The sequence below is a fragment of the Streptomyces azureus genome, from assembly GCF_001270025.1.
Lineage (GTDB): Bacteria > Actinomycetota > Actinomycetes > Streptomycetales > Streptomycetaceae > Streptomyces > Streptomyces azureus.
The window spans coordinates 406,131-430,460 of record NZ_DF968533.1; the positions used below are offsets into that span (position 1 = coordinate 406,131).

The 24,330-nt window shown below is 72.4% G+C and carries 20 protein-coding genes and 1 pseudogene; 10 read left to right on the forward strand and 11 right to left on the reverse strand.

Going from position 1 to position 24,330, the window contains the following annotated elements; translation table 11 throughout:
* Positions 1-45: 45 nt before the first annotated feature.
* Positions 46-1,404, reverse strand: coding sequence for an SWIM zinc finger family protein (locus tag AOQ53_RS39845; protein ID WP_059424977.1), 1,359 nt, complete (start codon positions 1,402-1,404; stop codon positions 46-48).
* Positions 1,405-1,549: 145 nt separating this feature from the next.
* Between AOQ53_RS39845 and AOQ53_RS39850 the strand changes: the two genes are divergently transcribed.
* From AOQ53_RS39850 to sucD, 6 genes are all read left to right on the forward strand, one after another.
* A complete protein-coding gene (locus AOQ53_RS39850; protein WP_059424979.1) occupies positions 1,550-2,725 on the forward strand; it encodes an ATP-binding protein in 1,176 nt (391 codons plus the stop codon).
* A 40-nt stretch (positions 2,726-2,765) separates the two neighbouring features.
* Complete coding sequence (locus AOQ53_RS39855) at positions 2,766-5,204, forward strand: DUF5682 family protein (protein ID WP_059424981.1); 2,439 nt, start codon at positions 2,766-2,768, stop codon at positions 5,202-5,204.
* 139 nt (positions 5,205-5,343) lie between these two features.
* Entirely contained in the window at positions 5,344-6,507 is a 1,164-nt protein-coding gene (locus AOQ53_RS39860; RefSeq protein ID WP_059424984.1) for a VWA domain-containing protein, read from the forward strand.
* 268 nt (positions 6,508-6,775) lie between these two features.
* The gene (locus AOQ53_RS39865) at positions 6,776-7,987 is read left to right on the forward strand and encodes a hypothetical protein (RefSeq protein WP_148640449.1); all 1,212 of its coding nucleotides are present in this window, start codon (positions 6,776-6,778) and stop codon (positions 7,985-7,987) included.
* Positions 7,988-8,773: 786 nt separating this feature from the next.
* A complete protein-coding gene (sucC, locus tag AOQ53_RS39870) occupies positions 8,774-9,952 on the forward strand; it encodes an ADP-forming succinate--CoA ligase subunit beta (RefSeq protein ID WP_059424988.1) in 1,179 nt (392 codons plus the stop codon).
* A 21-nt stretch (positions 9,953-9,973) separates the two neighbouring features.
* Entirely contained in the window at positions 9,974-10,858 is an 885-nt protein-coding gene (gene sucD / locus AOQ53_RS39875; protein WP_010036416.1) for a succinate--CoA ligase subunit alpha, read from the forward strand.
* A 110-nt stretch (positions 10,859-10,968) separates the two neighbouring features.
* On the opposite strand, the gene AOQ53_RS39880 is transcribed toward sucD, so the two are convergent.
* On the reverse strand, positions 10,969-12,315 hold the full coding sequence (locus tag AOQ53_RS39880; RefSeq protein WP_059424990.1) for a helix-turn-helix domain-containing protein: 1,347 nt from the start codon (positions 12,313-12,315) through the stop codon (positions 10,969-10,971).
* 113 nt (positions 12,316-12,428) lie between these two features.
* Here AOQ53_RS39880 and AOQ53_RS39885 point away from each other — a divergent pair, with 113 nt between their 5' ends.
* Positions 12,429-14,228: a cell division protein PerM gene (locus AOQ53_RS39885; RefSeq protein ID WP_236711972.1), complete on the forward strand. Its 1,800-nt coding sequence runs from the start codon at positions 12,429-12,431 to the stop codon at positions 14,226-14,228.
* Positions 14,229-14,244: 16 nt separating this feature from the next.
* Here the strand turns inward: AOQ53_RS39885 and AOQ53_RS39890 are convergent, their stop codons facing one another.
* On the reverse strand, positions 14,245-15,021 hold the full coding sequence (locus tag AOQ53_RS39890) for a hypothetical protein (RefSeq protein ID WP_059424994.1): 777 nt from the start codon (positions 15,019-15,021) through the stop codon (positions 14,245-14,247).
* A gap of 320 nt (positions 15,022-15,341) precedes the next feature.
* Between AOQ53_RS39890 and purN the strand changes: the two genes are divergently transcribed.
* On the forward strand, positions 15,342-15,980 hold the full coding sequence (gene purN / locus AOQ53_RS39895) for a phosphoribosylglycinamide formyltransferase (RefSeq protein WP_059424995.1): 639 nt from the start codon (positions 15,342-15,344) through the stop codon (positions 15,978-15,980).
* Positions 15,977-17,539, forward strand: coding sequence for a bifunctional phosphoribosylaminoimidazolecarboxamide formyltransferase/IMP cyclohydrolase (purH, locus tag AOQ53_RS39900; protein ID WP_059424998.1), 1,563 nt, complete (start codon positions 15,977-15,979; stop codon positions 17,537-17,539). Before purN ends, purH begins: the two co-directional genes overlap by 4 nt.
* Before the next feature lie 42 nt (positions 17,540-17,581).
* On the opposite strand, the gene AOQ53_RS39905 is transcribed toward purH, so the two are convergent.
* From AOQ53_RS39905 to AOQ53_RS39935, 6 genes are all read right to left on the reverse strand, one after another.
* Complete coding sequence (locus AOQ53_RS39905) at positions 17,582-19,348, reverse strand: serine/threonine-protein kinase (protein WP_059425000.1); 1,767 nt, start codon at positions 19,346-19,348, stop codon at positions 17,582-17,584.
* 170 nt (positions 19,349-19,518) lie between these two features.
* On the reverse strand, positions 19,519-19,953 hold the full coding sequence (locus AOQ53_RS39910; protein WP_059425002.1) for a peptidoglycan-binding domain-containing protein: 435 nt from the start codon (positions 19,951-19,953) through the stop codon (positions 19,519-19,521).
* Between the two features lie 20 nt (positions 19,954-19,973).
* Positions 19,974-20,396 carry a peptidoglycan-binding domain-containing protein gene (locus AOQ53_RS39915; RefSeq protein ID WP_167745816.1) on the reverse strand — a complete coding sequence of 141 codons (423 nt, stop codon included), beginning with the start codon at positions 20,394-20,396 and terminating at the stop codon, positions 19,974-19,976.
* Between the two features lie 16 nt (positions 20,397-20,412).
* On the reverse strand, positions 20,413-20,871 hold the full coding sequence (locus AOQ53_RS45140) for a peptidoglycan-binding domain-containing protein (RefSeq protein ID WP_059425004.1): 459 nt from the start codon (positions 20,869-20,871) through the stop codon (positions 20,413-20,415).
* 348 nt (positions 20,872-21,219) lie between these two features.
* Positions 21,220-21,687 carry an ATP-binding protein gene (locus tag AOQ53_RS39930; RefSeq protein WP_107084062.1) on the reverse strand — a complete coding sequence of 156 codons (468 nt, stop codon included), beginning with the start codon at positions 21,685-21,687 and terminating at the stop codon, positions 21,220-21,222.
* Positions 21,684-21,896, reverse strand: a complete 213-nt coding sequence (locus AOQ53_RS39935; protein WP_059425008.1) for a hypothetical protein — start codon at positions 21,894-21,896, stop codon at positions 21,684-21,686. Before AOQ53_RS39935 ends, AOQ53_RS39930 begins: the two co-directional genes overlap by 4 nt.
* 31 nt (positions 21,897-21,927) lie before the next feature.
* On the opposite strand from AOQ53_RS39935, the pseudogene AOQ53_RS42550 reads away from it, so the two are divergent.
* Positions 21,928-22,068 (forward strand): annotated as a pseudogene (locus tag AOQ53_RS42550) (DUF397 domain-containing protein); the annotation flags it as partial.
* On the opposite strand, the gene AOQ53_RS39940 reads toward AOQ53_RS42550, so the two are convergent.
* Together AOQ53_RS39940 and AOQ53_RS39945 are read right to left on the reverse strand one after the other, a co-directional pair.
* A complete protein-coding gene (locus AOQ53_RS39940; protein ID WP_059425010.1) occupies positions 22,065-22,655 on the reverse strand; it encodes an ALF repeat-containing protein in 591 nt (196 codons plus the stop codon). The pseudogene AOQ53_RS42550 and the gene AOQ53_RS39940 sit on opposite strands and share 4 nt — an antisense overlap.
* A 174-nt stretch (positions 22,656-22,829) precedes the next feature.
* A partial coding sequence (locus tag AOQ53_RS39945; RefSeq protein WP_148640450.1) for an outer membrane protein assembly factor BamB family protein occupies positions 22,830-24,330 on the reverse strand: 1,501 nt, incomplete at its 5' end.

Genomic DNA, 24,330 nt, shown 5'->3' on the forward strand with positions numbered 1-24,330 from the left:
GGCGCCGGCGTCGACATTCGCGTGGGTGTCGGAATTGTCGTCGGCTCAGCACAGGGCTATCGCGCCGCCGCCCGGACCCTCGGGCCAGGCCGTCAGCGGCGTGAAGCCCTGGTGGCCGCATTCGCCGAAGACCATGACCGGGGCGCCTCCGGACAGCGCGACGAGCCGCCAAAGACCCGGCCGGGAGCGCGCGGCGGGAGTGAGCGGCAATGCCGCGTCCTCGTCCGCGTCCGCCAACTGCCAGGAGTCGCCGTCCGGGGTGGGGACGACCCGGCCCAGCGTCACCGGGACGGACTCCAGCCAGGGATCGTCTCGCAGGGCGTCGCCGTAACGGGCGGCCGCCTGGGACGTCGTCACCCCCCGCGGGCGTATCGCCGTCGGCGCGGGCGGTGCGAACTGTTCGCCCAGGGCCACCCGCAGCTGCCCGGCGCCCGGGTAGGCGGACACCTCGGCCTCCAGGGCCAGTCCCACCGGCAGTGCCAGCTCCGGGGCGCGGCCCGCGGCGCCGTAGGAGAGGAGCAGCACGGTGCGGTGCGAGTCGGTGCCGTACAGCCAGATCCGGCGGGTCGTCAGGCGCGTGTCCGCCGTGTCGTACTGGGCGAGCACCAGCCAGCGGTCCCGCACCGGCGGGCCGTCCGCCGAGGCCGGCAGGCCGATGCGGGAGCGGACCGTGGCGGCGAGGGCATCGGGCAGCCGCTCGCGGCGCAGCCAGCCCTGACCGAGAAGATGCAGCAACGCGCACTCCTCCAGCAGACGCACCGGCCAGCCCGGCCCGGTGGACGGGATCGCCCCCAACTCCCGGACCCGGCCGGCCAGGCCCTGCGCCTGGGCGTCGACCATGCGGGCCGCCGTCTCCTCCCACAGGCCGTAACCCGACTGCTCCGCCGTCGCCAGGCCGGCGCGCAACAGATCCGCCAGGCGCTGCTCCAGCTCCACCGCGCCCGCCGTGACCCGCTCTGCCCGCCGCTCCGCCCGGCGGCGCGCCGCCTCCGGATCAGCGGCCCCGGACGGTGAACCGGAGATGTCCCCGGCCTTCTTCTCCTCCGCGCGCTTACGCCGCCCGGCTAGCCACTGCCCGGCCCACGCCGGCGCCTCTCCCGTCGGCACCGCGGCGTCGCCGCCCGCCCAGAGCAGCAGCAGCCCGAGCGCGTGCTTGCACGGGAACTTGCGGCTCGGACAACTGCACTTGTACGCGGGCCCGGAGGCGTCCGCGATGTCGACGACCGTCTGATACGGCTTGCTTCCGCTGCCCTTGCACAGCCCCCACACCGTCCCGTCGTCGGAACTCCCCACCTCGGACCACGGCCCCGCCGCGCCGAGTTTGCTCCCCGCTTTGCGTGATGCCGCGTCAGGCGCCAGTGCCAGCACCTGGTCCGCGGTCCAGCGCACCCCCTGCTGAGTCATGCCACCGAAGGTAGATCCCACCACTGACAATCGGGTCCACGAGCGGCTCAGGCTGGGCGTTTGCGCAGGTCGGAACGCATTGTCAGTGGCGTGGTGCAACGTGGATGCCAGATCCGAACCGGCCGAGCTGGAGGGGGACTCAGCCATGCCTGTGTCCGTAGAACCGACGTCCGTCGACCCGAGCCAGAACGGGTCCGCGCCCGCGAACGCGGGGGTGGGCGCACCCGCGGACGTGACTGGGGCGGAAGCGCTGCGGCCGCACGCAGAGGACGCCTTCGCCGGCGAACTCGCCGCGCTGGCCGCGCAGGACGACCGTCCGCGTCCGGCCCGCTGGAAGCTGTCGCCGTGGGCCGTCGCGACGTACCTGCTCGGCGGGACGCTGCCGGACGGCACGGTGATCACACCGAAGTACGTCGGCCCGCGCCGCATCGTCGAGGTCGCCGTCACCACGCTCGCCACCGACCGCGCCCTGCTCCTGCTCGGCGTGCCCGGCACGGCGAAGACCTGGGTCTCCGAGCATCTGGCCGCGGCGGTCAGCGGCGACTCCACGCTGCTGGTGCAGGGCACCGCCGGCACACCGGAGGAGGCGATCCGGTACGGCTGGAACTACGCGCAGTTGCTCGCCCACGGCCCGAGCCGCGACGCCCTCGTGCCCAGCCCTGTCATGCGGGCCATGGCCGAGGGCATGACCGCCCGCGTCGAGGAGCTGACGCGTATCCCGGCCGACGTGCAGGACACGCTCATCACGATCCTGTCGGAGAAGACGCTGCCGATACCGGAGCTGGGCCAGGAGGTGCAGGCGGTCCGCGGCTTCAACCTGATCGCCACGGCCAACGACCGCGACCGCGGGGTCAACGACCTGTCCAGCGCCCTGCGTCGCCGGTTCAACACGGTGGTGCTGCCGTTGCCGGAGAGCCCCGAGGCCGAGGTCGACATCGTCTCGCGCCGCGTCGACCAGATCGGCCGCTCCCTCGACCTGCCGGCCGCGCCCGACGGCCTCGACGAGATCCGCCGGGTCGTCACGGTCTTCCGCGAGCTGCGCGACGGGGTCACGGCCGACGGACGGACGAAGCTGAAGTCGCCGAGCGGCACGCTGTCCACGGCCGAGGCGATCTCGGTCGTCACCAACGGACTCGCCTTGGCGGCCCACTTCGGCGACGGCGTGCTGCGGCCGGGCGACGTGGCCGCGGGCATCCTCGGCGCGGTGGTCCGCGACCCGGCGGCCGACCGCGTCATCTGGCAGGAGTACCTGGAGACAGTGGTCCGCGAGCGGGACGGCTGGAAGGACTTCTACCGCGCCTGCCGGGAGGTGAGCGTGTGAGCGACGCGGGGCGGGGGCCGGTTGCGGGGCCGGGTATGCGATGGGAGGGGAACAAGTGACGGGCTGGGAAGAGGCTGTAGGCCGGGCGGCCGGATCGGGGCCGCTGCTGCTCGGGGTGCGGCATCACGGGCCGGGGTCGGCGCGGGCGGTGCGGGCGGCGCTGGAGGAGGCCCGGCCGCGGGTCGTGCTGATCGAGGGGCCGCCCGAGGCCGATGCCCTGATTCCGCTCGCCGCCGACGAGGAGATGCGGCCGCCGGTCGCCCTGCTCGCCCATGCCGTGGACGAGCCCGGCCGTTCGGCCTTCTGGCCGCTGGCCGAGTTCTCCCCGGAGTGGGTCGCCATCCGCTGGGCCCTGGAACACGACGTCCCGGCCCGCTTCATCGACCTGCCGGCCACGCACACGCTGGCCTGGGCGAGGCAGGAGGACGAGGCCGCAGTGGAGGGTGACTCTCCTCTGGACGCCGAGACGGCGGACCGCGAGGGCGACTCCGGCCCCCACCCCGGCCCCGGCCTCTGCCCCGGCCCCGCCGACCTGCGGATCGATCCGCTCGGCGTGCTCGCCGCGACCGCCGGCTACGACGACCCGGAGCGGTGGTGGGAGGACGTCGTGGAGCACCGGGGCGCGGGGAAGGGGGACGCGCTCGCGCCGTTCACCGTGCTCGAGGAGGCGATGGGGGCGCTGCGGGAGACCTACGGCAGCGGGGGACATGACCGTGACCTGGTGCGCGAGGCGTACATGCGGCTCCAGGTGCGGGCCGCGCAGCGGGAGTTCGAGGACAGCGTGGCCGTCGTGTGCGGGGCGTGGCATGTGCCCGCCCTGCGGCGGAAGACCACCGTCGCCGCCGACAAGGCGCTGCTGAAAGGGCTGCCCAAGGTCAAGGCGGACATGACCTGGGTGCCGTGGACCCACCGCCGGCTGTCCCGGATCAGCGGGTACGGCGCCGGCATCGACTCGCCGGGCTGGTACGGGCACTTGTTCAGCGCCCCGGACCGGCCGGTCGAGCGGTGGATGACCAAGGTGGCGGGGCTGTTGCGCGCCGAGGACCGGCTCGTCTCCTCCGCGCACGTCATCGAGGCCGTGCGGCTGGCCGAGACGCTCGCCGCGATGCGCGGCCGTCCGCTGCCCGGCCTGAGCGAGACGACCGACGCGGTGCGGGCGGTGATGTGCGAGGGCTCGGACGTGCCGCTGGCGCTGGTGCAGGACCGGCTGATCGTGGGGGACGTGCTGGGGGAGGTGCCTGCGACGGCGCCGGCGGTTCCGTTGCAGCGGGACCTCGCCCGGCTCCAGCGCCGGCTGCGGCTGAAGCCGGAGGCGCTGGAGCGGGAGTTGGAGCTCGACCTGCGCAAGGAGACCGACGCCGCCCGCAGCAGACTGCTGCACCGGCTGAGGTTGCTCGGCGTCGCGTGGGGCGGACCGGCCGCCTCGCGGGGGAGCACGGGCACGTTCCGGGAGACGTGGCGGCTGCGCTGGGAGCCCGAGCTGTCCGTGCGGGTCGCCGAGGCCGGGGTGTGGGGGACGACCGTCCTGTCCGCCGCGACCGCCAAGGCCGAGGCGGACGCCGTCGCCGCGCAGGGGCTCACCGACGTCACCGCGCTCGCTGAGCGCTGCCTGCTGGCCGAACTGCCCTACGTACTGCCGACGGTGATGCGGATCCTCGCCGACCGGGCGGCCCTCGACAGTGATGTCGGCCAGCTCGCCCAGGCGCTGCCGGCCCTCGTCCGCACCCTGCGCTACGGCGATGTGCGCGGCACGGACACCGGGGCCCTGGGAGAGGTCGCGGCGGGTCTGGCCGAGCGGGTCTTCGTCGGCCTGCCCCCGGCCTGCGCCGCGCTCGACGCGGACGGCGCCGAGGAGATGCGGCGTCATGTCGACGCGGTGCACGGGGCGGTGGGTCTCCTGGGGGAGGCCCCCGCAGCGGGACAAGGCCACTTGCGAGCCCGTTGGCAGTCGGTGCTGCGTGTGCTGTGCGGGCGGGACACCGTACCCGGGGTGATCAGGGGGCGTGCCGTGCGGCTCCTGCTGGACGACGGGGAGCTGGCGCAGGACGAGGCGGCGCGCCTCATGGGGCTCGTCCTGTCCCCGGGCACGCCACCGGCGGACGCGGCCGCGTGGATCGAGGGCTTCGTCGGAGGAGGCTCCGGGGGCGGGATGCTCCTGGTGCACGACGAGCGGCTGCTCGGGCTGGTCGACGCGTGGCTGACCGAGGTGCCGGCGGAGGCGTTCACGGACGTGCTGCCCCTGTTGCGGCGGACGTTCTCGGCGTACGAGCCCGGGGTGCGGCGGACCCTCGGCGAACTGGTCCGGCGCGGACCGGGGGCCGGGAGCAGCGCGGCAGGAACAGGCTCCGGCACACCCGGCTTCGCGACCGAGCTCGACACGGTGCGCGCGGACGCCGTGCTGCCGGTCGTGCGGCTGCTGCTCGGGCTGGACGAAGGGGAAGAGCGCATCGGCAACAACCTGGTGGGGGTGACGGGATGACGACCGACGGACTGAGGCGATCGACTCCGAGCGCGGAGACGGGAGACAGCGCGGGGGACGGTTCGCCGGCGGAAGGCCGGCCGACGAGGGCCGTGCCGGTGATCCCGCTGTGGGAACGGCCTCGCGAGGGAGGACGCGGATGACGGCCGAGGTGACGGACCCGGCGCGGGAGCGGTTGCGGCGGTGGCGGCTCGTGCTCGGGGGCGACGCGGCGGACGGCACCGGGTGCGAACTGTCCGGGCGGGACGCTGCGATGGACGGAGCGCTCACCGCGCTCTACGGCAAGGGGGAGAAGCCGCAGGGAGGCCGGGACCGTTCGGCGGGACTCGGGGCGTCGGCGCCGTCCGTGGCGCGCTGGCTCGGGGACGTCCGGACGTACTTCCCCTCCTCCGTCGTACAGGTCATGCAGCGCGACGCCATCGACCGGCTCGGTCTCGCCATGCTCCTGCTGGAGCCGGAGATGCTGGAGGCGGTGGAGGCCGACGTGCACCTCGTCGGCACGCTGCTGTCGCTCAACAAGGCCATGCCCGAGACGACGAAGGAGACGGCACGGGCCGTCGTACGCAAGGTCGTCGAGGACCTGGAGAAGCGGCTCGCCACCCGCACCCGGGCCACCCTCACCGGGGCCCTCGACCGCAGCGCCCGGATCAGCCGGCCCCGCCATCACGACATCGACTGGAACCGCACGATCGCGGCCAACCTCAAGCACTACCTGCCCGAGTACCGAACGATCGTGCCGGAGCGGCTCATCGGGTACGGGCGAGCGTCCCAGTCCATGAAGAAGGAGGTCATCCTCTGTATCGACCAGTCGGGATCCATGGCGGCATCGGTCGTGTACGCATCGGTGTTCGGAGCGGTGCTCGCCTCGATGCGGACGATCTCCACGCGACTCGTCGTCTTCGACACGGCGGTCGTCGACCTCACGGACCAGCTCGACGACCCCGTCGACGTCCTGTTCGGGACGCAGTTGGGCGGCGGCACGGACATCAACCGGGCACTCGCCTACTGCCAGTCGCAGATCACCCGGCCCGCGGAGACGGTGGTCGTGCTGATCAGCGACCTCTACGAGGGAGGCATACGGGACGAGATGCTCAAGCGGGTCGCGGCGATGAAGGCTTCGGGGGTGCAGTTCGTGACGCTGCTGGCGCTCTCGGACGAGGGCGCGCCGGCATACGACCGGGAGCACGCGGCCGCGCTGGCCGCGCTGGGGGCACCGGCGTTCGCCTGCACGCCCGATCTGTTCCCGGAGGTGATGGCGGCGGCGATCGAGAAGCGTCCGCTGCCGATACCGGATGCGGCGTGAGGTGCCGAGGATCGCGGGGGTGAGGGGTGGTCGGATGTCAGATGGCGACTTGTCGATGCATCGTCGTCCGACTCCGGCCGGTAAAACGGATATGACTGGCCATCAGTGGGAAAGGGCTTGCGCAACCTCCGCACTCCCGTGCGAGGATCTGCGCCTGCTCGGCGGTGCGTCGCGCCGCGCCGGGCAGCACCACGTTGTGCCGACTCGTTGCTCGTAACGCGTGATGCGTTCCGCACTTGTTCCGTAGCACGGGAGGAAGTTCCCTCTCTTGACCTGGTCAGCAGTCCTGCCCCGTGCCGCTGTGCGCATGCCGCGCACGGCGGCCGGGTGGCGTGCGCTCCGAGTGGCGCTGCTGGTGGGCGGGGTGCTCGTCATCGGGCTGCTGTGCGGGGAGCGGGCGTATGCGGCGGACGGCGTGCGGGCGCTGACGGACCGCACGGCGGCGTGGGTCGCCGACGAGCAGAGGCCCTTGGCCCGACCTGACGTGTACGTCCCGGCAGGGAGGGTCCGGCCGGACGCGCACGCCCCGGAGCCCCGGCAGCGGCCCACCGCGCACGCCCCGGCCGGGCGGATCGACTCGCGGGGCCCTCGCTCCGTGTCCGGAGTCGGCGGTGTTCCCCTCACGGGGTCCGACGCGGGAGCCGTGGGGGAGCGGGGCGTACGGGTGGCCGGTGATGCCGGCGAGGCGGTGCGCAAGGGGCTGGGAGAGGCACAGGCGATGGAGCCGTCCCCGTCGTCGCCGTTGCCCAAGCTGCCGGTGCTGTCCGAGCTGCCCGCGCCGTCCGACCCACCGACGGCTCCGAAGCCGCCGACGCTGCCGGACCTGTCGAACCTGCCCGCACTGCCCAAACTGCCAGTGCTCCCGGACCTGCCGGACCTACCAGACCTCCCGGACCTCCCGGACCTCCCGAACCCGCCAGACTTCCCGGACCTCCCGGGGCCGTCGGATCTCCTCCCGCCCCCGCCCGTACCCCCCACCGGTGAAGGCACGTTCCCAGAAGCGCCCGGGCTTCCCGGCCTCCCCAGTTACCCCGCACTCCCGGGCCACCCCCTCCCCGCCCCGGTCACAGCCGACCCACAGCCGGGCAGAACGGCGCCGTCCCCGGCCGGCAGGCCTGTCTCCGTCGGACGGAGCGGTGGGGCGGAGTTCGCCGCCTCCGGGGCGGACACCGTCGTGCGCGGCGCCGAGCACCGCGCCGCCGGCTGGACAGAGCACGCGGGCCACCCCAGAGCCGCAGACCACGCCGGCCCGTCCGTCCACGTCGGACACGGCCACGGCGGGCACGCGCCCGCAGGTCGGCCTGACGGCACGCTCGGCAACCGGTCCGCGGCCGACAACGGCACGTCGCGCCACGGCGACCCGCACGCCGTCACCCTGAGCGACCGGGAGCCGCTGAGGCTCCTGCCCGGTGTCGTGGCCCGCTCCTGCGCGGCCGGCACCCGGGACGGTCACCGGGACATTCCCGTCTTCCCCGGCTAGTGCCCCGGCAGGCAACGTTCGCCCCGTCGCGACGCCCGGTACGCCCTCTCGCCGCACCGGCCGAAAGCCCGAGTACATCCCCCGTACGAGGGCTTCCGGCCGGCACTCCCCCAAGCTCTTCGAGCAGGGGGTACCCCCAGAGCACGCACCGGACGCCGCTCCTTGCCGGGCAAACGTTGCCTGCCGGGGCACTAGCACGGGGAGACCGCCACCCTCCGGTGCCGCTCGATGGACACAGCACTCGGCATCCCATCGCCCAGGGCGGGAGTACCAGGGCCGGTGCAACCCACTCCCTGACTCACCGACGAGAGCGCACCCCGCACCCGCACCCCGTGCCCTCACCCCACCGACTTCACGAGGCATCGCCTCAGGACGGGCGAAAACCATCGGTCGTCCGAGGCCGAAACCTCGTGGATGGGGTCGGGTGGTCCCCATTGGGGTGGGGACCAACCACCCCGCGCCCCGGAGAGCCGGGCCCTGAACAGGGCCTTTGTGGTCCTTCGGGAGCGTCAGCCGGGCCTCACCGGGTCAACCCCAGCCCGGTGAGGCCCCTCACCCCAGGCACGCCGTGCCAGAGAGCGCGGCATCATGTGACAGGTATCACCGCTCAGGTGTGACCCTCGATTTAGAGGCCCCCCGCAAGCAGCGATAACCTGCGAGACGGACATGCCGCGCGCTCGGACACCGTGTGCGCCTCCCTTGTGACAGACAGCGGACGTCACGTTGCCCTCGCGGCACGCCCACGCAGACAACGAACCGCGAGATCACTGATAGGGACGGAAGCGCGTGGACCTGTTCGAGTACCAGGCGAGGGACCTCTTCGCCAAGCACGATGTACCGGTGCTGGCCGGTGAAGTCATCGACACGCCTGAGGCGGCCCGCGCAGCCACCGAGCGCCTCGGTGGCAAGTCCGTCGTCAAGGCCCAGGTGAAGGTCGGCGGCCGTGGCAAGGCCGGCGGCGTCAAGCTCGCCGCCACCCCCGACGAGGCGGTCGAGCACGCGACCAACATCCTCGGCATGGACATCAAGGGCCACACGGTCCACAAGGTGATGATCGCCGAGACGGCCCCGGAGATCGTGGAGGAGTACTACGTCTCCTTCCTCCTGGACCGTGCCAACCGCACCTTCCTCTCCATCGCGTCCGTCGAGGGCGGCATGGAGATCGAGGAGGTGGCGGCCACCCGCCCCGAGGCCGTCGCCAAGACGCCGATCGACGCCAACGAGGGTGTCACCGAGGCGAAGGCCCGCGAGATCGTCGCGGCCGCGAAGTTCCCGGCCGAGGTCGCCGACAAGGTCGTGAACGTCCTCGTCAAGCTGTGGGACACCTTCATCAAGGAGGACGCCCTCCTGGTCGAGGTCAACCCGCTGGCGAAGGTCGCCTCCGGTGACGTCATCGCCCTGGACGGCAAGGTCTCCCTGGACGAGAACGCCGAGTTCCGTCAGCCGGAGCACGAGGCCCTCCAGGACAAGGCCGCGGCCAACCCGCTCGAGGCCGCCGCCAAGGAGAAGAACCTCAACTACGTCAAGCTCGACGGCGAGGTCGGCATCATCGGCAACGGCGCGGGTCTCGTCATGAGCACCCTGGACGTCGTCGCGTACGCCGGTGAGGCGCACGGTGGCGTCAAGCCCGCCAACTTCCTCGACATCGGCGGTGGCGCCTCCGCCGCCGTCATGGCGAACGGCCTGGAGATCATCCTCGGCGACCCGGACGTCAAGTCCGTGTTCGTCAACGTCTTCGGCGGCATCACCGCCTGTGACGAGGTCGCCAACGGCATCGTGCAGGCGCTGCAGCTGCTGAAGGACAAGGGCGAGGAAGTCACCAAGCCCCTCGTCGTCCGTCTCGACGGCAACAACGCCGAGCTGGGTCGCAAGATCCTCTCCGACGCCAACCACCCGCTGGTGCAGCGTGTGGACACCATGGACGGCGCGGCCGACAAGGCCGCCGAGCTCGCGGCTGCGAAGTAAGGGACGAGGGACTAAACAGCCATGGCTATCTTCCTCAACAAGGACTCCAAGGTCATCGTCCAGGGCATGACCGGTGCCACGGGCATGAAGCACACCAAGCTCATGCTGGCCGACGGCACCAACATCGTCGGTGGCGTGAACCCCCGCAAGGCGGGCACGTCGGTCGACATCGACGGCAACGAGATCCCGGTCTTCGGCACGGTCGCCGAGGCGATCGAGAAGACGGGCGCGAACGTATCCGTCCTCTTCGTCCCGCCGGCCTTCGCCAAGGCCGCCGTCGTCGAGGCCATCGACGCCGAGATCCCCCTCGCGGTCGTCATCACCGAGGGCATCGCGGTCCACGACTCGGCCGCGTTCTACGCCTACGCCGTGTCCAAGGGCAACAAGACCCGCATCATCGGCCCGAACTGCCCCGGTCTCATCACGCCGGGCCAGTCGAACGCCGGCATCATCCCGGGCGACATCACCAAGCCGGGCCGCATCGGCCTGGTGTCGAAGTCCGGCACGCTGACGTACCAGATGATGTACGAGCTGCGGGACATCGGCTTCTCCTCCGCCGTCGGCATCGGTGGCGACCCGGTCATCGGGACGACCCACATCGACGCCCTCGCCGCGTTCGAGGCCGACCCCGACACCGACCTGATCGTCATGATCGGTGAGATCGGCGGCGACGCCGAGGAGCGGGCCGCGGCCTTCATCAAGGAGAACGTGAAGAAGCCGGTCGTCGGCTACGTCGCGGGCTTCACCGCGCCCGAGGGCAAGACCATGGGCCACGCCGGCGCCATCGTCTCCGGCTCCTCCGGCACGGCCGCCGCGAAGAAGGAGGCCCTCGAGGCCGCCGGCGTCAAGGTCGGCAAGACGCCGACCGAGACGGCGAAGCTGGCTCGCGCGATCCTCGCCGGCTGAGCAGGGGCAGCGCCCTGCGCTCAGTCGTACAGCTCATAGGTGGGCCCGCTCCCTGCACGGGGGCGGGCCCACCGCCGTTTCGCGGAAGCGGAAGCAAGCACAAGCAGGCGTCAGCGTGGCTGCGGCATCAGCCGGACCGGCCCCCGCAGCTCCTCTTCGCGCAGCTTCGCCCGCAGCTCCCGCTCCGACTCCGACAGCGGTCCGGGCGCGATCGGTGGCGGCACGTCCCGGACGGTCTCGCCCTGCGGCACCGGTGGCTCGTAGTGCGTGGGGGCCGTGCGGGCGGTGAGGGCCGTGGCCCCGATCAGGAAGATCGTGAAGGCGATGGCGGCCCGGGTCCAGAAACGGGCCCGGCGTTCCCCGGTGCGGCGCACGACGAGCGGTTTGGCGGCCCGCAGCCGCTCGATGGAGGCCAGTTCGACCAGCCGCCAGTGGAGCACCTCCGGGTCCGCCAGCTCCGGCAGCCGCTCGGCGACCGCCTCCCGCGCGTGCATCAGCCGGTTCGCGGCCGCGCGGCTGCTCGCCTCCGTCTCCGCCGCCGTCTCCGGCAGGCCGAGACCGACACCGTCGTACAGCAGCAGCGTGCGGCGGTACGAGGGCGGCAGCTTCAGCAGGGTGTCCAGCAGCGCGCGGTCGAACGCGTCGGAGGGCGGTGGCTCGGGATGCCGGTAGCGGAGGCGGAACCGGTGCCACGGGGAGAGGGCACAGTCGTACGCCACCGCCCGCACCCAGCCCGCCGGGTCGCGGTCGCGGGCCACCTCGGGCCAGCGCTGCCAGACGATGTGAAAGGCCCGCTCGACCGCCTCCCGCGCCAGCTCGCGGCGGCCGGTCAGCAGGTAGGCCTGCCGGACGAGCGCGGGCGCACAGAACGCGTACAGCGCGTCGAAGGCCTGATCGGGGGTCAGGGCGGCGGCCGCGTCATCCGGCCGCCGCGGGGCCGCAGCGCGGGACGGGACGGGGCGCCGCCCGGTGACGGTGGTGCGGCCGTGGTCGGCGGCGGCGGTGTGGTGGTGATCGGTGACGGCGGTGTGGCCGCGATCGGTGCCGATGGCGTGGTTCCGGTCGGCGACGCGGCTGCGTTCGGTGGCCGAGGCACGGCTGCGGCGGCCGACGGCGGTGCGGTCCTGCTGCGCGACGGCGGTGCGGCCGCCCCGGTACCGGCCGGAGGCACGGCCTCGGTCCCCGGCCGAGGGGCGGCTCCGATCGCTCGCGGCGGCGGTTTTACGCTCCGTACGAGGCGGTGTCGCGTCCGCCTCCGTACCCAGTGAGTTCAGCAGCTTCGCGTACTTCTCCCCTTTTCGGCCGCGCGGCGTCGAGCGGCCGGTCTCCCACCCGCGCACCGTCTCGCTGGTGACGCCCACCCGGGAGGCCAGCTGAGCCCGCGTCAGCGAGGCGGCCTCGCGCAGGTGTCGGCGTTCCTTGGGCGGGGGGAGAGGGATGGCAGGGCTCTGTGTCACAGGGCGCCCCTGCGTACGGAAAAGTACATAAACGCATATTGAGCGACACAGCGATGGTTCGCCTGTTACGACAGGGAAGGGCGTGTCGTTGGGAGCATGGCGGCGTGATCGAGATGACCGCTCGCCGACGTCAGCTGTCTCCCCTGCTCACCCGGATGCGCGACCGCTCGCCCGGACTGGTCGGCGCCCTCGTGGGTGGCGCGGTCGCGGCAGGACTCGGACTCGTGTCGTTCGCCGTGCTGGTGATGATGCTGTGGATCACCTCGCCGTATCCCGACAGCGGGCCCGGCGGCGCGCTGCACGTGGCGGCGGCGCTGTGGCTGCTGGCCCACGGAGCCGAACTGGTCCGCACCGACACGCTCGCCGGCGTCCCGGCTCCCGTGGGTGTCCCGCCGCTGCTGCTGCTCGCGCTGCCGGTGTGGCTGCTGCACCGGGCGGCGCGGGATGCCACGGACGGCGGAGCGGTGGACGGGGGTGACGGCTTCGACGACGGCATCCAGGGGGTCGTGGACATCGCGGTGGTCGCGGGGCCGCCGCTGGTCTCGGCCCGTACCGCGTGGGCGGGGGTCGCCCTCGGCTACCTCGCCGTCGCCGCGCCCGCCGCCCTGTACGCCGCGGGCGGTGCGCTGCGGCCGTCGTGGGTGTGGACGGGAGTGTGCGTGCCGCTGGTCGCCGTCGTGGCGGCGGGGGTGGGCGTGTGGTCGGCGTACGGCCGTCCGGGCGGGCCGCTGCGGCGGCTGCTGGGCGTGCTGCCGGTGGGCGTACGGCCGCTGCTCCTCGGGCCGGAGGGGCGCCCGGGTGTCGCCGCCCGGGCCGCGGCGGCCGGGGTGGCGGTGCTCCTCGGAGGCGGTGCGCTGCTGGTGGCGGTGTCGCTGGTGGGGCACGGCATGGCGGCCCAGGCGGCGCTGCTGCGGCTGACGGAGGGGTGGTCGGGGCGGTTCACGGTGCTGTTGCTGTGTGCGGCCCTGGTGCCGAACGCGGCGGTGTGGGGTGCCGCCTACGCCCTCGGCCCCGGTTTCGCCCTCGGCGCCGGCCATGTCGTCAACCCGCTGTCCTCCGCGCCGGCTGCGTTCCTGCCGCCGTTTCCGCTGCTGGCGGCGGTGCCTGAGGCGGGGGAGGGGCGGCTGGTGCACTGGGCGGCGGCCGGTGTCGTGCCGGTGGCCGCCGGGGTGGTCGTCGGCTGGGTCGTGGCGCGGGGGGCTGCCTCCGGAGAGCGCGGCGGGACGCGGCCGGGCTGCGGGTGTGGTGCCGTCTGGCCGCCGGGGCGCACCGCCCGTGCCGCCGCCCTCGCGGCCGGGCTGTGCGCGGCCGTACTCGCGGGTCTCGCCGCGCTGGCGGGCGGGCCGCTCGGGGTCACCGTCCTGGCCCGGTTCGGTCCGGTGTGGTGGCAGGTGGGTGCGGCGACACTGGCGTGGCTGGTGCTGGTGGCCGTCCCGACGGCGTTGACCGTACGGGCCTGGCGATGCCGGGCGCCCCAGGCGGACGGCCCGAGAATCGGCAAGCAGCGGGAGAAACCGGCCGAGGGCACCCGAAAGGGCAGGCGACCGCGGAAGGGCATGCGCCCCGGCCGGGGTTGGTTCACACGCACAGGAGTCGCCGGGATCGCCAGAGTCGCCGGGATCACCGGGATCGCCAGAGTCGCCGGGATCGCCGGAGTCGCCGGGATCGCCGGGATCGCCGGAGTCGCAGGGGGCGACGCCTCCCCGACCGACGGGGACGCGAAGCCGGACACCTCGCCCCCCACACCGGACGCCCCCTACGCCGCTTTCGACCACGGCGCCCTGTTCGGCCTCCAGGACCAGCGGGACGACACCGCATTCGAACCGTACGACTTCCTGCCGGCCGACCCGGCCCCCGAGCCCTACGACGTCCTGCCTCCGCCTGACTCCGCTCCCGAGCCGGACACCCCGTGAGGCAGCGGGCCGCCCGTCAGTCGTTTGCCCCCAGCAACCCCCGCAGCTCCTTCGGCAGAAGTTCCGTGCAGGACTGCCTGGCCTCGTTCGTGAGGGCGTCGTTCGTGCAGGTGTAGTAGTCGCGGTAGACCAACTGGGCCGTGAAGGACGCGGCGACCAGGGCGATGGCCAGGGACGCCGTCACCAGGCCGCTCACCGCTGCCGTCGTCTGGGGGCGGCCCGTCTGCTCGGGGACCGGGCTGTCCGGGTCGGCCCTGCGGGGCTTGGCGCGCAGGGCGCTGATGCCCCAGTAGAGGGAGAGCGCGCCGAGCAGCAGTGCCACGTAGGGCCAGCTGAAGAGGGCGAAGAAGAAGGCCCACATGCCCGAGAGCAGGGCGTAGCGCGCATGGCGCTGGGCGGGGTCCGTCGGGTCCCAGCGCGGGTTCTGACCACCCTGGGGACCGCCCTGGCCCTCGGGGCCGCCGCGGGGGCGGTCGCCGAAGCCGCCGGACGAGCGGCCGGGCTGCCGGTCGCTCCACTGCCGGCCCCACGGCCCGCGGTCGCCCTCGCCGCCGTCCTGGGAGTCGTCGCCCGACGGGCGCCGCGGCTGCCAGGGCCGGTCCGGGGTGCCCTCGGGCGGCGGCGCGAACGGATTGTCCTCCTGGGACCCGCGCCCTCGCTCGTCGCCGCGGTCGCCGTCCGAAGGCGCGTCGGGTGGTGAGCTGGGGCGCTCCCGCAGCAGCACGCTGCCGCGCTCCCCTCCCTGCGCCGAGAGCTGGGGGAACGTGAGGAGTCGCATGCTGCGGTCCGGCATCAAGTGAGCGTCTTCCCGTTGATGAGTAGGAATGAATCGAAGAGCAGGGATGAGTGGACAGAACTGAACGGTGTCGGACCCGGGTCCGCCACCTCTTGAACGCATCACGTCCGGACGGCGTTCCCGAACCGGCTCCGCCCAGACGCTACCTTCCGGCCATGCCCCCGTCCCGTGGGGGCTGCCCGGTGTGCCGGTATCGTTGCTGACGGTCGGCCGGTTCGTAGGCTTCCCCGTATCCGGGGGCGCGAAGCATTCGTATGAATGCACAAACGCCGAGGCCGGCCGCCTGGACAGACGCTCCCCCGAGAAAGGCCCCCACCGTGGCCGCCAAGCCCGTGGCCCAGCGCGCCAAGCGCCTCGTCGTGCTGGTCTCCGGATCCGGCACCAACCTTCAGGCGCTCCTCGACGAGATCGACGCCGCCGGTGCGCAGGCCTACGGGGCCGAGGTCGTGGCCGTGGGTGCCGACCGCGAGGGCATCGAGGGGCTGGCCCGTGCCGAGCGCGCCGGGCTGCCGACCTTCGTGTGCAAGGTCAGGGAGTACGGCAGCCGCGAGGAGTGGGACGCCGCGCTCGCCGAGGCCGTCGCCGCCTTCGAGCCCGACCTCGTCGTCTCCGCCGGGTTCATGAAGATCGTCGGCAAGGAGTTCCTCGCGCGGTTCGGCGGGCGGTTCGTCAACACGCACCCCGCCCTGCTGCCCAGTTTCCCGGGGGCCCATGGCGTACGGGACGCGCTCGCGTACGGCGCCAAGGTCACCGGCTGCACCGTCCACTTCGTCGACGACGGCGTCGACACCGGACCGATCATCGCCCAGGGTGTGGTCGAGGTCCGGGACGAGGACGACGAGAGCGCTCTGCACGAGCGCATCAAGGAAGTCGAGCGAAGGCTGCTCGTCGAGGTCGTGGGGCGGCTCGCCCGCAACGGCTATCGCATTGAGGGACGAAAGGTAGTTATCCAGTGACCGCCGAGAGCAACAAGCGGCCCCTTCGCCGGGCGCTCGTCAGCGTCTACGACAAGACCGGGCTCGAGGACCTCGCGCGCGGGCTCCACGAGGCCGGGGTCGAGCTCGTCTCCACCGGCTCCACCGCCGCGAAGATCGCCGCTGCCGGCGTCCCCGTCACCAAGGTCGAGGAGCTCACCGGCTTCCCCGAGTGCCTGGACGGCCGCGTCAAGACGCTGCACCCCCGGGTGCACGCCGGCATCCTCGCCGACCTGCGCCTGGAGGACCACCAGCGGCAGCTCGCCGAGCTGGGTGTCGAGCCGTTCGACCTCGTCGTCGTCAACCTCTACCCGTTCCGCGAGACCGTCGCCTCCGGGGCCACCCCCGACGAGTGCGTCGAGCAGATCGACATCGGCGGCCCGTCGATGGTCCGGGCGGCCGCCAAGAACCACCCCTCGGTCGCGGTCGTCACCAGCCCCGCGCGCTACGCCGACGTCCTGTCCGCCGTGCAGAACGGCGGCTTCGACCTCGCCACCCGCAAGCGCCTGGCCGCCGAGGCCTTCCAGCACACGGCCGCGTACGACGTCGCCGTGGCCTCCTGGTTCGCCTCCTCCTACGCGCCCGTCGACGAGTCGCAGTTCCCCGACTTCCTCGGCGCCACCTGGGAGCGCGAGCACACCCTGCGCTACGGCGAGAACCCGCACCAGCCGGCCGCCCTGTACGTCTCCGGCAGCGGCGGCCTCGCCGAGGCCGAGCAGCTGCACGGCAAGGAGATGTCGTACAACAACTACACGGACACGGACGCCGCCCGCCGTGCCGCGTACGACCACGCCGAGCCCTGTGTCGCGATCATCAAGCACGCCAACCCCTGCGGCATCGCGGTGGGCGCGGACGTCGCCGAGGCGCACCGCAAGGCGCACGCCTGTGACCCGCTGTCGGCCTTCGGCGGCGTGATCGCGGTCAACCGCCCGGTCAGCAAGGAGATGGCCGAGCAGGTCGCGGAGATCTTCACCGAGGTCATCGTCGCGCCGGACTACGAGGACGGCGCCCTGGAAGCCCTCACCAAGAAGAAGAACATCCGTGTGCTGCGCTGCCCCGACGGGCCCTCCGCCCCGGTCGAGGTCAAGCCCATCGACGGCGGCGCGCTGCTCCAGGTGACCGACCGGCTCCAGGCCGACGGCGACGACCCGGCCAACTGGACGCTGGCGACCGGCGAGGCGCTGGACGCCGACGAGCTCCAGCAGCTCGCCTTCGCCTGGAGGGCCTGCCGCGCGGTGAAGTCCAACGCGATCCTGCTGGCCAAGGACGGTGCCTCGGTCGGCGTCGGCATGGGGCAGGTCAACCGGGTCGACTCCTGCAAGCTGGCGGTGGAGCGGGCCGGGGCCGAGCGGGCCCGGGGCTCGTACGTCGCGTCGGACGCGTTCTTCCCGTTCCCCGACAACATCGACGTCCTGGGTGCCGCCGGCGTCAAGGCCATCGTGCAGCCCGGCGGTTCCGTCCGTGACGAACTGGTCGTGGAGGCCGCGCAGAAGGCCGGCGTCACGATGTACTTCACGGGGACGCGGCACTTCTTCCACTGACGGTTTCCACCCCACCCGGGCGGCGCCGCGCCGGATCGGCAGCTACGTCGAACTGCGCAGCGCCGCCCAGGTGTCGGGTCCCACGTCGCCGTCCGCGGAGAGGCCCTTGGCCCTCTGGAACTTCTTGACGGCGGCCAGCGTGGCGCCGCCGAACTGCCCGTCCACGCCCGCGTCGCCGACCTTGAAGCCGCGCTGGGTGAGCATGCACTGCACCTGGACCACGCGCTGCCCCTTGTCGCCGCGGACGGTGAGCTCGGTGCCGGAGTAGTACGTGCACCGGGAGATCCAGGGAGGGTCGGCGGGCGCGGTCGCCGTCTTGGTGGGTGCGGCGGTCGGGTCGCCTCCACCACTGCCGCCGCCTTCGCCACCGTCCGAGGCGCCGGAGGTTTCGGCGGTGGGTTCGGCTCGGGCTTCGTCTCCGTCTGCCCTCGGGTCGGTTGACGCCTCGTCCGCTCGCGCCCCCGATGCGCCTCGATTCTCCTCCCCGCCCTCTTCCTTCTCCTTGTCCTTGGCGCCGGAGGGTGATGTGGAGGACCCGGGCAGAGGGGAGGTCCGAGCGTCGTCGCGGCCGCTGGTAGCGACCGCTGTCGGTGCGGCCGAGGCGGTGTCGCCGACGGACGGACGGGAGAGGAAGAAGGTTCCTGCAACGGCGGCGCACACGGCGAGACCGGCCGCGACGGCGAGGTACACCTTCTGCTTCGTCCGCCCACCGCCGCTGTCCCGCGTGGGACTCTGCTCAGGGTCGGGGCCGGGGCTGGGGGCAGGAACCGCCGTGCCCTGCGCCGGCGTACGTAACTGGACGGTCTCGTGAGCGGCCTTCGGTGCGGCGAAACGTTCCAGTATGTCGCAGGCCTGCCGTCGGGCGAGCAGCCGGTCGCGCAGCGGCTCGTGCCAGGAGGCGGCGTGGGAGTCCCCGGCGGCCTCGGCGGCCTCGGTCAGTTGCCGAGGCGTGGGGCGGCCGGCGGGATCCTTGGAGAGGCAGGCGGCAAGCACTGCGGCCAGTCCGGCGTCCCGGGCCGCCAGTCCGGCCATGATCTCGGCCTTGGGCTCCTCGAACGCGACACGGTGCATCACGTCGACGCCCGTCCCGTCACCGAAAGGAGCGCGCCCCGTGGCCGCGTAGATCAGGCTTCCCGCGAGGGAGAAGACGTCGGAGGCGGTGTCGCAGTGGCCCTCGCGCAGATACTCGGGCGCCATGAACGCGGGCGTGCCGACCCGGTTCCCGGTCGAGGTGATCGCGCTGCTGTCGGTGGCCCGCGCGATGCCGAAGTCGATGATGTGCGCGCCCTGCTGGGAAAGGATCACGTTGGACGGCTTGAGATCCCGGTGCACGACACCGGCGACGGCCAGCGCCGCCAGAGCCTGCCCGAGATCGCCGACCAGCCGCCACAGCCCGGTGACGTCGAGCGGGCCGCACTCGCGGACGGCATCGGCGAGGTTGAGGCCGGGCAGATACTGCGTCGCCATCCACAGCATGGAGTCGTCAAATCCGGTGCCGAGCAGCTGCGGCGCCCGCGCTGTGCGCACTCGGACGTGCAGGGCGGCTTCCCGCTCGAAACGCCGCCGGAAACGGGAGTCCTCGGCGTACTCGGGGCGGATCACCTTGACGGCGGCGAGGCCGGGGGTGTTGTCGGCGGGGCGACCGAGGTAGACGCGGCCCATGCCGCCCGTGCCGAGCCGTCCGAGCGGTACGTACGGTCCGATGCGCCCCGGATCCGGCGGCTGGAGCGGTGTCGCCCCAGCCTGCCTCAGAGCGGCGTCACCGGACGCCGGGGTGTGTGACGGCATGTGCTGCCGCTGGTCTGTCATCGATCCCCCGAGTGCTGCTTCTTCCCAACACGCTGCTGAGCCCCGTCAATTGACGTGAGGCTATCGCGTGAGGGTCGGGGAGTGGCCCCAAGGAGCCGGGAACGGGGCGCCGGGCCATGCCGGACGGCCGCGGTAAGCGGGGGAAACGTGACCCTCACCGCGGCCGCGCATCAGACGCCCAGCCGCGAGCAGCCGTGGACCGAGCCGCTGCCTCCCTTGTAGAGGGGCCACTTCATGGCCTTGCGGGTCTCCGGTCCGTACACGCCGTCCACCCCCGCGTCTTCGGCTCGCTGCACGTCCTTCACCGCCTCCTTGGTCTGAGGGCCGTAGATACCGTCCCGCGAGATGTCCTGATAGCAGGTGTCGATGGCGATCTGCAGGCCGTAGACGGCGTCCGACTGGGCGCCTTGCGACATCACACAGTTCCGTGAACCCGTACCGGTGTAGTAGGGCTGGTAGGTGAACAGCGACGACCCGGACGCGTACACCACCCTCTTGGAGTCGCACGTCGGGTACGAGGCGGCCTCGGCGGAGGAGGCCGTGACGGCGAGGCCGGTTGCCGTGAGGGCGGCGGTCGACACGGCGGCGGCGAGTCTCTTCAGCATGGCTTCCTTCGGATTCTCGGCTACGGGAGGGTGGCGCAGTGGCCGTTGCTGCTGCGCCACTTCAGCTTGTCTCGGGTCTTCGGGCCGTACACGCCGTCGTCGTCCAGGCGCAGGGCGGCCTGTACCTTCATCAGCTCCGCCTCGGTGATCGGCCCGAAGTGGCCGTCGACCGCCACCCTGGTCCGCCCGTGGCAGTGCCGCAGTGCGTTCTGGATCGCCGTCACGTGGGGGCCGGAAGCCCCCTCGGCGGTGATGCAGTCGAAGGTGTTGTTGTAGGCGGGGATCTGGGCCAGCTCGTGGCCGTTGCCGCCGCCGATGAAATTGCCGTTCGTCTTGTTGCACCAGTAGGTGGCGGCGTTGGCCGGAGTGGCGGTCGTAGCGGCCAGTCCGAGACCGGACAGCAGTATCGCGCCGGCTGCGATGCCGGCCTTTGTACGCAGCATGAGGGACTCCTTCATGTCAGATCCGGGCGCACGTAGTCGTGGTGTGGTGGGTGAACTCCCACTTCAGGTGGGTGCGGCTGTCCTTGCCGTAGATGCCGTCGCCCGCGATGCCCTCATCGCGCTGAGCGGCTGCGAGGGCCTTCTTGGTGTTCGGCCCGAAGATCCCGTCGACCTTCAGGCTGAAGTCCAGGTCCTTGCCGTAGCACACGTTCAGCGACCGCTGGAGCATGGCAACGGATTTGCTCTGCGCTCCGCTACCCATCGTGCAGACCATGTCGGCCTTGTAGCCGGGCAGGTACGCCGTGTAGGTGTTGCCGCCGGCGAGCTTCCTGAACACCGTCGCGTAGCCGTCGTTGCAGTAGCCCGCGTACGCGGCGGCCGGTGCCGCGGTGGCGACGCCGATGCCGAGACCGGACAGCAGCGTCAGACCGGCGACGGCACCCGCGGCCGTGCGGGATCCGCGGAAGTGCTTCATGTCTTCCCCCGTTTCTTTCCGTGCCGTTGTGGCGTGGCCATGGTGGGCGAGGCCGGTGTCCGGGGGAACCTGCAAAGTTGTAGGTACGGCAGGAGGTGGGTGTGCTCCAGACTGCGGCGGGGGGCGTCCCTTCTCCCGGCCGCGGCGCGCGTAAGACGAGTACTGTCGGCCAGGAGGGGGTGGCGGCATGCTGGCCTGCGGATGCATGGACCCGTACAAGATCGTGGTGACCTGGAGCGGATACGGCCTTGTGGGTGTCGTCGGTCTTCTGATCGGCCTCCTCTGTCTGGCCGGGCTCATGCTGGGCGCGATGGTCGCGGCGGGGCATCTCGTCCGCCGGCTGCGGGGCTACGACGACGCCGACGACGTGTCGGGAGAGGACGGCGGGGAGGGGACAGCGGGCCTCGCGGGCTTCCGGTGGGAGAGCGAGCCCTGAGCCCCGCACGGACGGCCGGGCACCTCGCACCACACGGTCTTGCCGCGAACGTCCTCGGTCACACCCCAGCGCGTGGCCATCGCGTCCAGCAGCATCAGGCCGCGTCCGGCCTCGTCCTGAGCGCCGGGGCGGCGCAGGACGACCCAGGTGTACGGGTCGGGGTCGGTGACCTCCACGCGGGTGCCGTCGTCGGGGGTGGAGATCAGCCGTAGCGTCACCGGGGTTTCCTCGCCCACGTGGTTGATCACGTTGGCCAGCAACTCACTGACGCGGAGTTGCACTTCGGGGCAGGGCACGCCCAGGTGCTCGCGTACGGCACGGCGGGCCTCGGGGACGGCCTTGGGGAGCGCGAGCAGTTCGAGGGTGAGGGGTTCGGTCACTGGTCGGCCGCCTTGCGCAGGGCGGCGGTCAGGGCGCGGGCGGTGACCTCGTTGCAGTTGCCGAGGGCGATGAGCGGCCGTGCGGGGAGCGCGCTCGCGAAGGTCGGCAGGTCCACGCCAAGGGAAGGGAGGGTGATGCCGTTCGCCTCCAGGGCTGCGCGGAGGTCATCGACGCAGGTGTCGGTTTCGTGGTGGGGGTGGGGGTGCATGGGGTACGCCTCCGTGTGCGCTCTGTGATGCAGCAGCGGAACCGGCGGTGAGTGCGTAGAGGTAGCCGACAACCTCCCCGGCGTCATCCCCGTCCGCGACTCCAAAACCCCAGAGGGCCCCGCCCTGGTGTTCCCCACCCGAGCCTGGGCCCTCTTCGTCAGCTCCCTCTAGCGGTACTCGTACTGCCCGACCTCCAGGAAGTACCGCATCTCCTCCGGCGTACCCTCGATGGCCTGGTTGGCCGCCGCGCGCAGGGCGTCGCTGATGGCCGGGTCGGCGAGGATGCGGGCGATGCGGACGCGGTCGTCCTCGGCCACGGCGAGGCGGTGGCCGGTCTCCAGGAAGGCGCGCAGGGCTTCGGGGGTGTTGGTGTCGAGGGCCTCGTTGGCCTCCCTGATGACCGCCTTGTCGGTCTTCGGGTCGGCGGGGGCGAGGATGCGGGCAATCGCGACGCGGTCGTCCTCGGCCTGGGCTATCCAGCGGCCCGTCTCCAGGAAGTACCGCTGGTCCTCGATGGTGCCGTCCATGGCTGCCTGCGCGGCGGCGTAGACGGCCTTGCCGGTGTTCGGGTCGGCGATGATGCGCATGATCGCGACCCGGACGTCGTCGCCGGACATCTCGCCGACGCCCGAGCCGGTCGCGTCGGACGCGGTCGCCACGGTCGTGGCACCGGACGCGGCGAAGGCCGGGGTGGTGAGCAGCAGGGCGGGCGTCAGGGCGGTGGCCGCGACGGTCAGGGCGGCTCGGGCCAGTCTCATGCGTGGACCTTCCTTGCGGTTGCGGGAACAGAGACGCACAGAGCCGGCGGACCGAAACACAGATCCCCCAAGTCCCGTGTCCAATATGCCGGTCGGGACATCTTCGCTCAGCCCACGCCCGGGGATCACGGCAATTACCCGGCAGCCTTCACGGTTCCCTGGTTGCCGATCACTTCATTCATCCGGCTCGTACCAATTCTCTGCGCGCTCCTCCCCGGCGTACGCGACCGCTTTCGTGCTGCCGTTCTTCCCGGACGTACAGGTGAGGACCATCGTCGGGGAGGTGTGGGCGGCCAGGAGGCCGGTGCGGCCCTGGCAGCCGGTCACCGGGGCGACGGGGGAGCGCTGGCTGTCGGTGACCTTGAACTCGTTGGCGCCGGTGATGGTCTCGACGACGGCGTGGACCTTCCCGGACCCGCCGAGGACGAGCAGGCCGTTGTCGCGCATACGGTCGCTGTTGATGCCCTGCACCTCTTCCATCGCGAAGGCCACCGCCGGGTCCCGGCCCGGCAGCGGGACGACGCGGGTGTCCGACGGTTTGCGGTAGAAGTCGTGCACGACGAGCATGCCGTCGCGGTGCGGGAGTACAAAACCGGTGTGCGTGTGTACGGGCTGGGTGGCCTCCCGGATCCGGGGCGAGTACCCCGTCCAGCGCTCCCACCGCACCATCGGGTCGTCCCGCCACGGCTCGGGATCGAAGGTGACCCACCATGCCCCGCGCCGGTCGGCCGGGCACCCTTCGTAGAGCACCAGGAGCCTGCCGACTCCCTCGACCGCCGCCGTCGCCGAACCCGCGCCGCCGCATTCCGTCGGGACGGGCGAGGACATCTGGGGCTTGCCGTAAAGCAGCGGCGTCGTCTCGCCCTCGCCGTCGTGCTCCTCGATCCCGAAGCTGCGGAGCCTTTCCTCGCCGCGGCAGTCGTGGGCGACCATCGTCTGCCCCCACTTCGAGTACCTGCCGTGGACCAGATGGCCGCAGGCGTCGTCGTCGAACCCCACCGCGGCCGTGCTGCCGTCGCTCTTGCGGACGGCCAGCACCGCCGACTTGGGGGTGAGGAGGTAGGCGTAGTCCTGCCCCGGCAGCGGTACCACCCGGGGCGGGTTGCCCTCGTCGTCCAGCGTGTGGCGAGTCGAGGTGATGAACGCCCACCTCACGCCCGCCTTGCCGCCGCCGGAGTTCGTCTGCTCACTGAGGTGGAGAGAGGACAGCAGCAGCCGCCCCCGTACCGAGCCGTCGAAGGCGTCGAGCGTCGTGACGGAGTTGTCGACCAGGACGAGGACGCCGCAGTCCTCGCTCACGCCGACCTGCTCGACGGTGGCGTGCCGGGTCGTCGGCACCGTGTAGCGCCAGCGCTCCTTCCCCGTGCGGGCGTCGACACCGATCACGGACGCGCCCTCGGCGGCGAGGTCGTCGTCGACCCCGACGACGGTGTCCCGGTGGTAGGGGACCTCGGCCCCGGTTTCGTCCTCCCCTTCCCGCTCACAGGTGCTCAGCGCCACCGGGCTGTCGAACTCCCGCTCCCAGGCGCGCTCCGACGGCACGCCCTTCGGCCACACGGTCGGCGAGTGCGTGCGCAACGCGCCGTCGTACAGCCGCTCCTCGGGTACGGAGCGCACCTCCTGGGGCGGCAGGGTCAGCGTCTCCCGTTCGCCCCGCACCAGCGCGGCACTGAGC